At 62.9% G+C, this 14,112-nt stretch carries 15 protein-coding genes and 1 tRNA gene; 2 read left to right on the top strand and 14 right to left on the bottom strand.

The features are described from left to right. Positions 1 to 284 precede the first annotated feature (284 nt). Positions 285 to 361 (bottom strand) — tRNA-Pro (locus CIT26_RS02130). A 177-nt stretch (positions 362 to 538) separates the two neighbouring features. After that, positions 539 to 826: a helix-turn-helix domain-containing protein gene (locus tag CIT26_RS02135; RefSeq protein ID WP_095491037.1), complete on the bottom strand. Its 288-nt coding sequence runs from the start codon at positions 824 to 826 to the stop codon at positions 539 to 541. 458 nt (positions 827 to 1,284) lie between these two features. Here CIT26_RS02135 and CIT26_RS02140 point away from each other — a divergent pair, with 458 nt between their 5' ends. Next, positions 1,285 to 1,563, top strand: coding sequence for a hypothetical protein (locus CIT26_RS02140; RefSeq protein WP_095491038.1), 279 nt, complete (start codon positions 1,285 to 1,287; stop codon positions 1,561 to 1,563). 54 nt (positions 1,564 to 1,617) lie between these two features. Here the strand turns inward: CIT26_RS02140 and CIT26_RS02145 are convergent, their stop codons facing one another. From CIT26_RS02145 to CIT26_RS02175, 7 genes are all read right to left on the bottom strand, one after another. Further along, entirely contained in the window at positions 1,618 to 1,956 is a 339-nt protein-coding gene (locus CIT26_RS02145; RefSeq protein ID WP_095491039.1) for a hypothetical protein, read from the bottom strand. A 297-nt stretch (positions 1,957 to 2,253) separates the two neighbouring features. Beyond that, the gene (locus tag CIT26_RS02150) at positions 2,254 to 2,796 is read right to left on the bottom strand and encodes a MerR family transcriptional regulator (RefSeq protein WP_065008065.1); all 543 of its coding nucleotides are present in this window, start codon (positions 2,794 to 2,796) and stop codon (positions 2,254 to 2,256) included. Positions 2,797 to 2,991: 195 nt separating this feature from the next. After that, positions 2,992 to 3,315: an integration host factor subunit alpha gene (locus tag CIT26_RS02155; RefSeq protein WP_095485783.1), complete on the bottom strand. Its 324-nt coding sequence runs from the start codon at positions 3,313 to 3,315 to the stop codon at positions 2,992 to 2,994. A 104-nt stretch (positions 3,316 to 3,419) separates the two neighbouring features. Further along, complete coding sequence (locus CIT26_RS02160) at positions 3,420 to 4,391, bottom strand: beta-ketoacyl-ACP synthase III (RefSeq protein WP_095491040.1); 972 nt, start codon at positions 4,389 to 4,391, stop codon at positions 3,420 to 3,422. 9 nt (positions 4,392 to 4,400) lie between these two features. Beyond that, positions 4,401 to 5,471 carry a phosphate acyltransferase PlsX gene (gene plsX / locus CIT26_RS02165; protein ID WP_095491041.1) on the bottom strand — a complete coding sequence of 357 codons (1,071 nt, stop codon included), beginning with the start codon at positions 5,469 to 5,471 and terminating at the stop codon, positions 4,401 to 4,403. A 131-nt stretch (positions 5,472 to 5,602) separates the two neighbouring features. After that, positions 5,603 to 6,151, bottom strand: a complete 549-nt coding sequence (locus tag CIT26_RS02170) for a YceD family protein (RefSeq protein WP_095491042.1) — start codon at positions 6,149 to 6,151, stop codon at positions 5,603 to 5,605. Positions 6,152 to 6,158: 7 nt separating this feature from the next. Then, positions 6,159 to 6,701 carry a ubiquinol-cytochrome C chaperone family protein gene (locus tag CIT26_RS02175; protein ID WP_095491043.1) on the bottom strand — a complete coding sequence of 181 codons (543 nt, stop codon included), beginning with the start codon at positions 6,699 to 6,701 and terminating at the stop codon, positions 6,159 to 6,161. 114 nt (positions 6,702 to 6,815) lie between these two features. On the opposite strand from CIT26_RS02175, the gene CIT26_RS02180 reads away from it, so the two are divergent. Further along, on the top strand, positions 6,816 to 7,358 hold the full coding sequence (locus CIT26_RS02180; RefSeq protein ID WP_095491044.1) for an outer membrane protein assembly factor BamE: 543 nt from the start codon (positions 6,816 to 6,818) through the stop codon (positions 7,356 to 7,358). 256 nt (positions 7,359 to 7,614) lie between these two features. Here the strand turns inward: CIT26_RS02180 and CIT26_RS02185 are convergent, their stop codons facing one another. The 5 genes from CIT26_RS02185 to osmF all read right to left on the bottom strand — a co-directional run bounded on the left by CIT26_RS02185 (position 7,615) and on the right by osmF (position 14,046). Then, entirely contained in the window at positions 7,615 to 9,756 is a 2,142-nt protein-coding gene (locus CIT26_RS02185) for a sodium-translocating pyrophosphatase (RefSeq protein WP_095491045.1), read from the bottom strand. Positions 9,757 to 10,034: 278 nt separating this feature from the next. Continuing rightward, positions 10,035 to 10,799, bottom strand: coding sequence for an ABC transporter permease (locus CIT26_RS02190; RefSeq protein WP_095491046.1), 765 nt, complete (start codon positions 10,797 to 10,799; stop codon positions 10,035 to 10,037). Next, positions 10,796 to 11,734 (bottom strand): ABC transporter ATP-binding protein, encoded by a 939-nt coding sequence (locus CIT26_RS02195; protein WP_095491047.1) that lies wholly within the window; start codon positions 11,732 to 11,734, stop codon positions 10,796 to 10,798. Before CIT26_RS02195 ends, CIT26_RS02190 begins: the two co-directional genes overlap by 4 nt. Next, positions 11,731 to 12,897 (bottom strand): ABC transporter permease, encoded by a 1,167-nt coding sequence (locus tag CIT26_RS02200; RefSeq protein WP_095491048.1) that lies wholly within the window; start codon positions 12,895 to 12,897, stop codon positions 11,731 to 11,733. The genes CIT26_RS02195 and CIT26_RS02200 overlap by 4 nt, the downstream gene beginning before the upstream one ends. 237 nt (positions 12,898 to 13,134) lie before the next feature. Further along, positions 13,135 to 14,046, bottom strand: a complete 912-nt coding sequence (osmF, locus tag CIT26_RS02205) for a glycine betaine ABC transporter substrate-binding protein OsmF (protein WP_095491049.1) — start codon at positions 14,044 to 14,046, stop codon at positions 13,135 to 13,137. Between the last annotated feature and the right edge of the window lie 66 nt (positions 14,047 to 14,112).

A 14,112-nucleotide genomic window follows, 5' to 3' on the forward strand; every position in this document is an offset into this window, starting at 1 on the left:
CGCTCGCTACAGCGCTATCGAGGGCGCGCTCGCGAGCGGCTTCGCTACCGCCGAGCTACACCACCTGTAGGGACGCGACCTACGCATTTCGGGTTCCTGGAGAGTTACGCAGGCTAGATTCGGAGTAGCCGAGGCGCACGAATGCAGAACATTCGGGCTTTCACTTCGGGACTTTTTCGGGACTCCGGGTTCCGAAAACGGGCGATTTGAGCGCCTTTCGTTCCGAAAATGGAAAAGGCGCCAGAAGGCGCCTTCAATAAAAACTAGGGATCTCAAGGATTTAATGGTCGGAGTGGCCGGATTCGAACCGACGACCCCTTGACCCCCAGTCAAGTGCGCTACCGGGCTGCGCTACACTCCGGACCGGTCGCGATGTATCGTGATAACCCGGTTCGGGTCAACCGAATTCGGCGGCCGTCGCGCCGATGCCCGGCATGGTGGATTTGAAGTTCCTGCTCTGTTGGGGCGTCGTCAGCATTCAGGAACTTCAAATCCAGAATCACACTCGTTTGTCTGGCTTGATCCTCTGGCGTCGCTGTTATGAGACGGGCCGTCGATTTTCCACGGATTGTGTCAGCACGGCTGTATTGATCAGCGCGTCTTCCGGAAGCCGGAGCGCGGAGGCTATTCGCCGAAGCTTCGATAAATCTGCATTCTTGCCGTTCTCGATGTCCGCGATTTCATCGACCGCCAGGCCGCATGTCAGAGACAGCTCTTCCATGCTGTATCCCCTGGTTTCTCGGATGGCCTTGAGGGCGCTGTGGTCGGGGGCAGCTTCGGTTGCCGACAGTTCGGAAAAAGCTTCGCTTGTTGCTATTTGGGGCATTTGGCAACTCCGTGGATTTAAAGAGTTTGATCAAATCAAGAAGTTGCCTGAGACGGCGCAGAGAATGCCCTCTCAATGGTGATTTGCCAAGCGCCAAAAATGCCGTCACGGCATCGTGATTCCGATCGGCGCAGCCCGGCACAGGCCTCGGCAGCACCGGCACGGGACCGTCATTCCGATCGGGTTCTTTGACTGGCCGATCGCCGAATTGTTCGACGGTTCTGAGCCGCTCCCTTGTTAAGCGGCTGTCGCTGGCCGTCAGCCGTTTTGAACGGATCGAATCAGCGGCGGGAGCCTGATGCAGGCAGAACGCGCCAGGGGGCTGCGAATATTTTTGAACCGACGCGTGAACCTTTCCTCTCCGGGCCGCACCAAGACGGTATGGACGCCACAAAGGCGGTCCCCAACCAGAAGGACGCCCTGACGGCGATCCTCGATCCAGAGAAGGAAATGCTCAAATGACTGATATTTCGAACTTCAAGCGCCTTTCGCTCGCCGCTGCCATCGTCGTCTCGGCCTTCGGCTCGATTTCAGTTCCGAGCTCGGCCTTCGCCAACGGCACGCATCCCACCAGCGACGGCGGCGCGGTTTGTAAGGGCGCGGGTCACTGTCTGGTGCTGGAGCTCGACTGCAAGGGTACATACACGGATGCTACCGACCCCAACGGCACCGTCTATGGCAAATGCAGCCAGACCGCGCAGGTCAGCCCGAAGAACAAGCTCAAGCTCGCGCGCTGATCGACTTGTTGTCAACGAAAATGGCGGCCGTCCAGGCCGCCATTTTCTTTCATCTCAACGTGCCGATCTGGATGTCGCTCGCGACGTCTTCTGCTGTCGGCTGAGCAACAGGCTGGCGACGAGCCCGATCACAACCAGCCCGACAGCGGCCGCTGTCGCGGGATGATCGCGGGCTGTCTTCTCTATCACCCTGCTATGCCTCCTGATCGCAGGCAGAGCGTCACTGATGCGCTCGGCAAGGTCCGAGTAATAGTCCGACGCGGTGTCACGCCCGTCCTCGTAATAGGCGCTGCCGCGCCTGGACACGGCTTTTCTCAGCGCCGCCAGTTCCCTGGAGAGGGATGCGACCTGCTTTTCAAGGTCGATGTCGGAGAGGGTCGAAAAAGATACCATGACATGCTTCCTTCCTTTGCGAAAAAGAACGCATGATTTCGGAAGCAGTTCCGGTTTTTGCCGGCGATCGATCGGGCCTTAAAGCACGTTGCGTCTAGGAATTCATGCGACCCACTTTTTCTTTTTATGCGTCGTTGTCCCAAAACCGCTGCGCATCCGGCTCAAGCCCGAGGGTAGGCTTTTAGGCGACATGCACTACAGCGCCGCGCGTCCTATTGGACGCGCAAGGGTCGCTGTAGCACTTAATTTTGCGCATGATCCTTTCCGAAAATCGATTCCGATTTTCGGGGTCATGCGCTAGCGCACCTGATCGAGCAGGCGCTTGCATTCCAGAAGGTCGAACAGCGCCTCCTGCAGCAAAGCACGGTTGTCGCGCGAGAGTTTCGACGTGCCCGGCTGCACCGGGCCTTCGTCGTCGGTCTTGCCCAGGCCGAAAAAGCGCCGGCTGGGTTTCACCTTGGGCTCGCCGACCAGCATCTCGTCATCGGCGCCGCGCGGCTGGGCCGCCGGCGTCAGCGGCACCGCATCGGCCTGCCGGCGTTGCGAGATCGCCTCGACGGCCGCCATGTCGCCACTGCCGATGGCGACCAGGAAATGGTTGCCGTTCTCGCGCAGCAGCTTCTGCACGCCCTTGATCGTATAGCCCTGGTCGTAAAGCATGTGGCGGATGCCCTTGATCAGTTCGACATCCTGCGGCCGGTAGTAGCGGCGGCCGCCGCCGCGCTTCATCGGTTTGATCTGGTTGAAACGCGTTTCCCAGAAACGCAGAACATGCTGCGGCAGGTCGAGATCTTCTGCGACCTCACTGATGGTGCGGAAAGCGTCGGGGCTCTTGTCCATGGGCGAAATCCTCACGCTGGAGCATGATCCCGAAAAGTGGGAATCGGTCTTCGGCCAAGATCATGCTCAACAAAGAGTCATTCCGATCCGGCTTGTTCTGCCGAATCGAGCCTTATTTCAGCGGTTTATGAAACAATATTCAAGCCCGGCGTCAAAGGGGGCGCCCGTTTTCAACCGGGCTTTGAAGCGCAGCCGCTATTTGCTGCCCTTGGCCTTGCTGTTCTGGTGGGCGCGCAGAATGCGGTTCTTCAGCACATTCGACGATTTGAAGGTCATCACCCGGCGCGGCAGGATCGGCACTTCCTCGCCGGTCTTGGGATTGCGCCCGATGCGCTCGTTCTTGGAGCGGACATGGAACGTCGCGAACGACGACAATTTCACCGTCTCGCCGCGAACGATCGCTTCGCAAATCTCGTCCAGAACCGCTTCGACGAGCTCGGCCGATTCAGTGCGCGACAAGCCAACCTTGCGATAAACGGCTTCAGCAAGATCGGCGCGCGTAAGTGTCTTTCCCCCCATGCGAACCGTCCCCATCAGCTCAAAAACATAACTCTATACAAGCAAAGATAGAGCCTAAGTAATTGATCCGGCAAGGTCAAGGACCGAACCTGTCAGTTCGGCACTTACCAGCGAACCAAAACCGCGCCCCAGGTGAAGCCCCCGCCCATCGCCTCGATCAGCACCAGGTCACCCTTCTTGATGCGGCCGTCGGCGACTGCCACCGACAGAGCCAGCGGCACGGAAGCAGCCGAGGTGTTGCCGTGCAAATCGACCGTAACCACCACCTTTTGCTCTGCTATCCCGAGCTTTTTGGCGGAAGCGTCGATAATCCGTTTATTGGCCTGATGCGGCACGAACCAGTCGAGATCCTCAGCGGTGATGCCGGCAGCTGAGAACGTCGCCTCGATGACGTCGGTGATCATGCCGACCGCGTGCTTGAACACTTCGCGGCCTTCCATCCTGAGATGGCCCACCGTTCCGGTGGTCGACGGTCCACCATCGACGAACAGCTTGTCCTTGTGGGCCCCGTCGGAGCGCAGGCTGGCCGCCAGCACCCCGTGGTCGGCAATGCTGCCCGCCCCCTCTCCTGCTTCCAGCACCATCGCGCCGGCGCCGTCGCCGAACAGGACGCAGGTCGAGCGGTCGCTCCAGTCGAGGATGCGCGAGAAGGTCTCCGAGCCGATCACCAGCACGCGTTTGGCCAGGCCGCCGCGTATATAGAGGTCGGCTGTCGTCACCGCATAGACAAAGCCCGAGCACACCGCCTGCATGTCGAAGGCGAAGCCGTGATGCATGCCGAGCCGGTTCTGGATGTCGACGGCGGTCGCCGGAAAGGTGTTGTTGGGCGTCGAGGTGGCCAGCACAATCAGGTCGATATCGGCCGGCGTCAGGCCGGCATTGTCAAGGGCTGCGCGCGCCGCCGCCTCGCCGAGCGAAGCCGTCGTCTCGTCGTCGGCCGCGATATGGCGCTGGCGAATTCCGGTGCGCTGGGCGATCCATTCGTCTGACGTCTCGACCATGCCTTCGAAATCGGCATTCTTCATGATGCGGCGGGGCAGCGCGGCGCCTGTGCCGCGCACGACTGATCTGATCAAGGCTCTTTCCTATTCCTCTGCGTCGGCAACGACGTCGGATTTCCGAGATGTCTGGGCATGCGGATTGCGCGCATGGAACAGGTCGAGATCGGCTTCGATGCGATCGAGCAGATTGTTGCGCACCATGTCGTACCCAAGCTCGATCGCCGCCGCGAAGCCGTCCGAATCAGCCCCGCCATGGCTTTTCACCACGATGCCGTTCAGACCCAGGAAAACACCGCCATTGGAGCGGCCGACATCCATCTTTTCGCGCAGGCGATCGAAGGCGCCTTTCGCGAATATATAGCCGATCCTGGCCATCAGCGTCCGGTCCATCGCGGCACGCAGATAACCGGCGATCTGTCTTACCGTGCCTTCCGCCGTCTTCAGCGCGATGTTGCCGGCAAATCCTTCGGTGACGACCACGTCGACCGTGCCCTTGCCGATGTCGTCGCCCTCGACGAAACCATGGTAGTTCATCGAGGCCATGTTGGCCTCGCGCAACATGCGGCCCGCCTCCTTGACCTCTTCCTGGCCCTTGATCTCCTCGACGCCGACATTGAGCAGGCCGACGCTCGGCCGTTCGATGCCGAAAACCGAGCGCGCCATGCCGGTGCCCAGAATGGCAAAATCAACCAGTTGATGCGCATCCGCGCCGATGGTGGCGCCGACGTCCAGCACCACGCTTTCGCCGCGCAATGTCGGCCAGAGCGCCGCGATCGCCGGACGGTCGATGGTCGCCATGGTGCGAAGGCAGAACCTCGACATCGCCATCAGCGCGCCGGTGTTGCCGGCCGAGATGCAGGCGTCGGCAGTGCCTGCCTTGACCGCCTCGACCGCTTTCCACATCGACGACTTCCAGCGGCCATGGCGCAGCGCCTGGCTCGGCTTGTCGTCCATCCTGACTGCTATCTCGCAGTGAATGAACTCGCACACTTCCGCCAGCTTGGGGAGTTTTGCGAGTTCGGGGCGCACTGCCTCCTCGCGACCATAGATGACGAAGCGGATGTCGGGACGCCGCGTCGCGACCGTCATGAGCGCCGGGATGACCACGCTTGGTCCGTGATCGCCACCCATGGCATCGATGGAAATCCTGATCACGCGGTGTTCATCTCACAGTTTGCTTGAGCGAGCGCCTGGCGCTGGCAACGGTTTTGGGGCTCGCGAAGGTTCGGCGAAAATAGCGTTTTTGGGCTGCCGCACAACCGGCTTTCTCCGATTGGGTCGGGTTTTCAGGATTTTCCCAGCAGGGAACGCAGCTTTTGCTGGAATTCGCTTTCCGCAGTCCCGGCATCGTCGGCAGCCTCCATCGAAACGCCTTGCTTGCGCGGATAGGGATCGATCGCCAGCCCAAAGAACTGTTCGGCGAGCGCCCCGACATCGATCGTATTGCCGGAAAATGTTTCCGGGCTGTCCGGCCCTTCGGCATCGAGCATTATCTCGCCGCCGCCCTCGAAACCCTGCCGCCCGAGCTTGGACTGCTCCGGCAGGAACAGTCCGTCGACTGCCTCGTCGATATGCGCCTCGACCGGGTCGAGGGTGACGATGCAGGCCTGGGTGATATCGGCCTCGACGCGGCCGCTGACCTTGACGCCGTTGCGCTTCCATGGCGTCACCAGCAGTTCGGCACGGTAGTTCTCGACCGAGAGCAACTCGTGCTCGCCGGCCAGCGTGGCGCGCTGCGCGGCGTCGGCCTCGATCACCACCGGCAGTCCCTTTTGCGGCAGCCTGGCGACATTGGCCACGAAGGACACGGGGCTCTGGGAATCGGCGTGCTTCATCTTTTCCTTAGATAGTCTTGGCCACGGGGAATGCCACCGTGCCGGAAACAATCGATTCGGTCGGCTGTTCCGCGAGTCGCCTGGAGACATCGGCGACGTAGCCGGCCAGTTGCGTTGCTTGCGGCCAGGTGGCGGCATCGGGCCTGACATTGCGGGCAAGGGCGGCGACGAGTGCATCATGGTCGTTTCGTTCCAGCGCATCGTCATAGGCGGCGGTGCGGCCATAGAACATCTTCGCCAGTTTCTTCATGCGCTTCGGCACGCCGACGTCGCCGATGCCCAGTTCACGCAGCGAATGCTCGACATCCATGAAGAATTCGTCGATCAGCACCTGCGCGACCTCCCCGGCAACGCCGCCCTCGCCGCGCAGCCGGTGCTGAAACAGGAACATGTGCAGCGACAGCATCTCGAAGCGGCCAAGCGGCGTGTCCGGTACATTCCAGTCGGAATAAAACACGGTTTGCCGCGCCGCTGCCACGATTTGTGCGTAAAGCGCCTCGGTGATAGCGCGGTTGGCGTGACGTTCGCGACCAAAAAGGCGCTGGAACATTGAGGGTGGTCTCCCGGGGACCGTTTGTTGAATTGGCCTTGTTGCATCGGCGAGCAAGCTGGTTTACCGGTTTTGCGGCCCAGCGCAAGTTGCGGCCAGCTAATGGAGTTGTAGTTGCGCGCGCTGAAAATCAAGTCGACTTTTCTTCCCAGGTCCGCTTTTCCGAGATCCGCCGGCGCGATCTCGCTGCTGGTGGTTGCTTCGGCGCTTTCCGCCTGCAACTCGTCGAAGATGATCGGTGATCTCAATCCGAGCGAGACGCTGACGCAGGGCTACGTCATCGACCAGCAGGCAATCGACCTGGTGCCGGTCGGCTCGAGCCGCGAACAGGTGCTTCTGGCGCTCGGCACCCCGTCGACCAAGGCGACTTTCGACAACGAGGCGTTCTACTACATCTCACAGACGCGCAAGCGTTACGTCGCCTTCGACAAGCCGCGGCTGGTCGACCAGAAGGTGCTGGCCGTCTATTTCGGCGAGGACGGGCGCGTTACCCAGATCGCCAATTACGGCCTGAAGGACGGCAAGGTGTTCGACTTCATCTCGCGGACCACGCCGACCGGCGGCAAGGACCAGAACTTCCTCAGCCAGATCATCGGCGGCGCCAGCAAGCTGGCGCCCGGCCTCCCCGGCGGCGGCGGCGGCTCGCCCGGCACCTGATCCATCCCGGCAGAATCGGCTTCATCCCTTCCTTTTGCTTCCCTGGAAGCAGCAACATCTCAGGCGACCGAAAACCCGCGGGAGCGATCCTGCGGGTTTTTGTTTTGAGACAGCAAGCCAGCGTCGCGGGCTGCGGGCCGCAGACGACTTGAAGGGCGTCAATGCCTTGATGCTGGACGTCCAAAATAGAAGAACCCGCGGGATCGCTCCCGCGGGTTCGGTTCTGGATTTTCGGCCCCGGAAGGGCCGAGCGGCCTCAGCCGTGCGCGAGCACGGCCAGCAGCAGCAGGGCGACGATGTTGGTGATCTTGATCGCCGGGTTGACAGCCGGACCGGCGGTGTCCTTGTAGGGATCGCCGACCGTGTCGCCGGTCACCGAGGCCTTGTGCGCCTCGGAACCCTTGAGGTGCTTGATGCCGTCCTTGTCGGTGAAGCCGTCCTCGAACGATTTTTTCGCGTTGTCCCAGGCGCCGCCGCCAGAGGTCATCGCGATGGCGACGAACAGGCCGTTGACGATGACGCCGAGCAGCGAGGCACCAAGTGCTGCAAAGGCGGATGCCTTCGAGCCCGAGAGCAGCAGCACGCCGAAATAGACGACCAACGGCGCCAGCACCGGCAGCAGCGACGGAACGATCATTTCCCGGATCGCCGCCTTGGTCAGAAGATCGACCGCACGCGCATAGTTCGGCTTCGACGTGCCGGCCATGATGCCCGGATCCTCGCGGAACTGCTTGCGCACCTCTTGGACGATGGCGCCCGCCGCACGGCCGACGGCGGTCATGGCGATGCCGCCGAACAGATACGGAATCAGACCGCCGAAGATCAGGCCGGCGACGACGTAAGGGTTGGAGAGGTCGAAAGAGACTTCGCCCATACCCTGGAAGTAAGGATATTTGTCGCTATTGGCGGCAAAGAACTTCAGGTCGTTGGAGTAGGCCGCAAACAGCACCAGCGCACCGAGACCGGCCGAACCGATGGCGTAACCCTTGGTCACCGCCTTGGTGGTGTTGCCGACGGCGTCGAGCGCATCGGTGGACTGGCGCACTTCCTTGGGCAAGCCGGCCATTTCGGCAATGCCGCCGGCATTGTCAGTGACCGGGCCGAAGGCGTCGAGCGCAACGATCATGCCGGCAAGGCCGAGCATCGTGGTGACTGCGATCGCGGTGCCGTAGAGGCCGGCGAGCTGGTAGGTCGATATGATGCCGCCGACAATGACGATCGCCGGAAGTGCCGTCGATTCCAGCGAGACCGCAAGACCCTGGATGACATTGGTGCCGTGGCCGGTGACCGAAGCCTGGGCGATGGAGTTCACCGGGCGTTTGCCGGTGCCGGTATAGTATTCGGTGATCACCACGATGAGGCCGGTCACTGCGAGACCGATCAGGCCGCAGATGAACAGGTTCGTGCCGGTGATGGCCATGCCGGCGACCGTGCCGATCTCGCCCCAGCCCAGCGTTGCCGAGGTGGCGATGCCGAGGCCGACGATCGACAGCAGGCCGGTGACGATCAGGCCCTTATAGAGCGCGCCCATGATCGAGCCGTTGGAGCCGAGCTTGACGAAGAAGGTGCCGACGATGGAGGTCAGGATGCAGGCGCCGCAGATGGCCAGCGGATAGAGCATCGTGGCGCTGAGAACGGCGGTGCCGCCGAAGAAGATGGCGGCGAGGACCATGGTGGCGACCACGGTCACCGCATAGGTCTCGAACAGGTCGGCGGCCATGCCGGCGCAGTCGCCGACATTGTCGCCGACATTGTCGGCGATGGTGGCCGGATTGCGCGGATCGTCTTCGGGAATGCCGGCTTCGACCTTGCCGACCAGATCGCCGCCGACGTCGGCGCCTTTGGTGAAGATGCCGCCGCCGAGACGGGCGAAGATCGAGATCAGCGAGGCGCCGAAGCCGAGCGAAACCAGCGAGTCGATGACGACACGGTCGTTGGGCTGGAGGCCCATGAATTGGGTGAGGATCAGGTAGTAGATCGAGACGCCGAGCAGGGCCAGGCCAGCAACCAGCATGCCGGTGATGGCGCCCGACTTGAAGGCGATCTCGAGGCCGGCAGCGAGGCTGTTGGAAGCCGCCTGCGCGGTGCGGACATTGGCGCGCACCGAGACGTGCATGCCGATGAAGCCGGCAGCGCCCGACAGAACGGCGCCGATCAGGAAGCCGATGGCGGCGGTGATCGAAAGCAGCCACCAGGCGAGCAGCAGGACCACGACGCCGACGATGGCGATGGTGGTGTACTGGCGCGCCAGATAGGCCTGCGCGCCTTCGCGGATGGCCGCGGAAATTTCCTGCATGCGTGCATTGCCCTGATCGGCCGCGAGGACCGAACGTGTCGCCCAGATGGCGTAAAGGACTGAAAGCAGACCGCAGGCGATGACAGCTGAAATTATGGTCATTGCCGAATTTTCCTCGCTTGATGACCCAAAAGAACCCCTCCCTGGGCCGTTGAGACAGGGGAGCGGATTCCGCGCGCAAAATCCGCTCCCTTCGCACCGGCTTATGCGAAACAGGGTTGCGAACGTCAAGATATTGTTCGGTTTTTGCCCGGCTTTCGCCCAAAAGCCTCTCGGTAGAGCCGCTATTCTTTCACTTCAGAACCCGGTCGGGTCATGGAATCGCTGTTTGGAATCCATTTCCGCCGAGATGAGCGAACGCGATATCTGAATTTTGGTGACTACGCCGTCTCCTGCCCCATGCGACGCGCGGTGTAGCGCTCGATCGCCGACAGCCCGTCATAGATCAGCACGGCAAGGGCGGCGACGATCAGGCCGCCCTGCAGGACGAAGGCGAGGTTGTTGGACAACAGACCGGCGATGATCACCTCGCCCAGCGTCCTGGCCGCCACGGTCGAGCCGATCGTCGCGGTGGCGAGGCTGATGACTACCGAAAGCCGGATACCGCCGAGGATGATCGGTGCGCTGAGCGGCAGCTCGATCTTGACCAGCCTTTGCCAGCCGGTCATGCCGGCGCCGCGCGCCGCCTCGACCACATTGGCCGGCAGCGTCGTCAGCCCGGTCAGCGCGTTCTCGAAGATCGGCAGCAGGCCGTAGAGAAACAGCGCGATCAGTGTCGGCTTCTCGCCGAAGCCGACGGCCGGCACGGCGAGCGCCAGCACCGCCACCGGCGGAAAGGTCTGGCCGATATTGACCAGGCTGCGCGACAGCGGCAGAAATTCGACGCCGGCCGGCCTGGTGACCAGGATGGCGAGCGCCACGGCAACGATGGTCGCCGCTACGGTGGCGATCAGCACGGTCCTCAGATGCAGCAGCGTCAGCGTCAAAAGGCTGCCCTGATTGTAGATCGCCGGCGCGTTGTTCTCGGTCAGCGGCTTCAGCAGCGGCTCGAACCAGCCGGGATTGGTCACGAAGGCAATGAGCAGCACCACCAGGACAAGCCTGAGCAGCGACGGAAGCCAGGCTTTTACACCGGCCTCCTTCATGCCGGCCTCGCCGCGCGTTTGACCAGTCCGTCCACCGTCACGCGGCCGAGCGGCCTGCCGTCGGCGCCTTTCACCGGCAGCGCCGGGCGGCCCGACCAGAGGAGTTCGGCCAGGGCATCGCGCTGGCTGGCGTCGTCGGGGATCGCCTCGCCTTCGGCAGCGCCCGTCTCCACCGCGTCGCGCACGCGGCCGAGCGACAGCAGCCTGAACGGTTTTTCGCTGGCGCCGACCAGGGTCTCGACGAAGGCGCTGGCCGGCTTCGCCAGGATCTCGGCGGGCTTGGCATATTGCACCAGCTTGCCGGCATCCATCACCGCGATCTTGTCGCCCATATGCACCGCCTCCTCCATGTCATGGGTAACAAGGATGATGGTGGTGCCGAAGCGCTTCTGGATCGCCAGAAGATCCTCCTGCGCCTTGTTGCGGATGATCGGGTCGAGCGCGCCGAACGGCTCGTCCATCAACAGCACGTTCGGCTCCGCGGCAAGCGCCCGGGCGACGCCAACGCGCTGCTGCTGGCCGCCGGAGAGTTCGTGCGGATAGCGCGGCCCGAACGCCTGGGGATCGAGCTGGTAGAGCGTCATCAACTCGTCGACACGGCGCTTGATGCGGGCCGCTTCCCAGCCGAGCAGCACCGGCACGGTGCCGATGTTCTGCGCCACCGTGCGATGCGGAAACAGCCCGTGGCCCTGGATGGCGTAGCCGATGCTGCGGCGCAGTTGGTAGCCGGGCAGCGAGCGGTTGTCGGCGCCGTCGAGCCTGATCACGCCGGAGGTCGGCTCGACCAGCCGGTTGATCATGCGAAGCAGCGTCGTCTTGCCGGAGCCTGAGGTGCCGACAATGACGGCGATGGTGCGCGGCTCGATCAGCATCGACACGTCATCGACCACCGTTGTCGCGTCATAGCGCTTGGTAATGCCTTCGATCTCGATCATGCCGGTTGTGCCTCGCGTCTCCTGGTTGAGGTCATTTCGATCACCGCGTCGAGGATGATGGCGGCAGCAAAGGCCATAGCCACCGTCGGCACGGCGCCGAGCAGCACCAGGTCCATCGCCGTCTGGCCAACGCCCTGGAACACGAACACTCCGAAGCCGCCGCCGCCGATCAGCGCGGCAATGGTGGCAAGGCCGATGTTCTGGACCAGCACGATGCGTATGCCGGTGAGGATCACCGGGAAGGCCAGCGGAAATTCGACGCCGAACAGGCGCTGGCGATCGGTCATGCCCATGCCGCGCGCGGCGTCGTTGGCGGCGCGCGGCACGCCGGCAAGACCGACCACGGTGTTGGCCACCACCGGCAGCAGCGAATACAGGAAGAGGGCAACGAAAGCGGGCGCGGTGCCGATGCCGCGAATGCCGAGCGCGGCTGCGCCGGGCACATGCGTTGCGACCCAGCCGAGCGGCGCGATCAACAGGCCGAACAGCGCGATCGAGGGAATGGTCTGGATGATGTTCAGCACGTTGAGCACGCCGGCCCGCAATTTTTCGACGCGGTGGCAGAGGATGCCGAGCGGCAGGCCTGATATCACCGCCGCCGCCAGCGAACCCAGCGCCAGCGTCACATGCTTGGAGCCTTCCGCCCAGAAACTGTCGGCACGGTTGGCATATTCCTTGAGGATCGACAGGCTGTTCCAGCTTCCCGAGACCAGCAGCAGGCCGATGGCCGCTGCGGCGACGACGAGCACGCCGACCCGCGCCCATGGCGACAGGTTCAGCCTTGTTAGCACATCGGCGAGCAAGAGCGTAAAGGCGAAGATGAGCAGCCAGAAACCCGAGGCCGGCGAGATGCGGGCAAAGGTATTGCCCTCAGGCGTCAGGAAGCTGCCGGAGACGCCGATCAGCAGCGCCAATGCTGCAAGCGCGACCACACTGGCCGCAAGGCGCAGGATCAGCGGCGTCTTCAACAGCGCGATGAGCGCCGCGCCGACAACGATCGCCAGCAGCAGCGGGCCTGCCGCCGCAGGCAGAGCGTCGAGGATCGAGCGTGCCTCGCCTGGCACGATGCGATTGGCGCGGAAGGTGGCGAAGGGCGCCGCGAAGGCAGCATAAGAAACGATCGCGGCGATGACCACGCCGAGCTTGTCGAAGCGGATGGTCATGACGTGCCTTTGCGATGGTGGCGACTTGAGGACCTGACGTCAGGACCGTCGCGCTCCGTCGCGCCCCTCTCTGTCCTGCCGGCCATCTCCCCCTCAAGGGGGAAGATTGGCGGCTTCTCTGGGGGCGGGTTTTCTGCAACGTGGGCGATTGGCGAAAGCCGTCGTGACATCTGATCTCCCCCCTTGAGGGGGAGATGGCCGGCAGGCCAGGGAGGAGCGTCGCGCACCGGTGGCTGACTACTTCAAAAACCCGTTCTTCTTCAAAAAATCTTCGGCGACGCCCTTGACCGGCTCGCCGCCGACCTGCACGCGGCCGTTCAGTTCCTGCAGGGTGACGAGGTCGAGCTTGGCGAAGACCGGCTTCAGCAGCGTCTCGATTGCGGGATGCTCCTTCAGCACCGCCTCGCGGATGATCGGCGCCGGCTGGTAGACCGGCTGCACGCCCTTGTCGTCTTCGAGCACGACCAGGCCGGACGGCGCGATGCCGCCATCGGTGCCGTAGACCATGGCGGCGTTGGCGCCGTTGGTCTGGTTCGCCGCAGCGGCGATGGTCGCCGCCGTATCGCCGCCGGACAGCGTGATCAGCTGGTCCGGCTTAAGCGTGAAGCCATAGGTGGTCTGGAAAGCCGGCAGCGCGGCAGCCGAATTGACGAATTCGGCCGAGGCCGCCAGCACCACCTGGCCGCCGCCGGAGACATATTTGCCGAAGTCGGACAGCGTCGCCAGCTTGTTGGTCTCGGCGACATCCTTGCGCAGCGCAATCGCCCAGGTGTTGTTGGCCGGCGACGGCGACAGCCAGACGATCTTGTTGGCGTCGTAGTCGAGTTTCTTGGCCATTTCATAGCCCTTGGCGGCATCCTTCCACACCGGATCGTCGGCCTTTTCGAAGAAGAAGGCGGCATTGCCGGTGTATTCCGGATAGATGTCGATCTCGCCGGCGGTGATCGCCTTGCGCACCACAGGGGTGCCGCCGAGCTGGATGCGGTCGGTGGTCTGGATGTTGTTGGCGTTCAGCACCAGCTGGATGATGTTGCCGAGCACGCCTCCTTCGGTGTCGATCTTCGACGACACAACCACCTGAGCGCTCGCCGAGGCTGCGGTGATGCCAAGCGCCACTGCCGCGCCGACCAGAACCTTGACTGAAAACATTTCACAAATCCCTTGCTGAGAACCGGATTACGGCTGCCGCATATGAGCATGGCTTCAATGCCCCGT

The organism is Mesorhizobium temperatum, from assembly GCF_002284575.1.
GTDB lineage: Bacteria > Pseudomonadota > Alphaproteobacteria > Rhizobiales > Rhizobiaceae > Mesorhizobium > Mesorhizobium temperatum.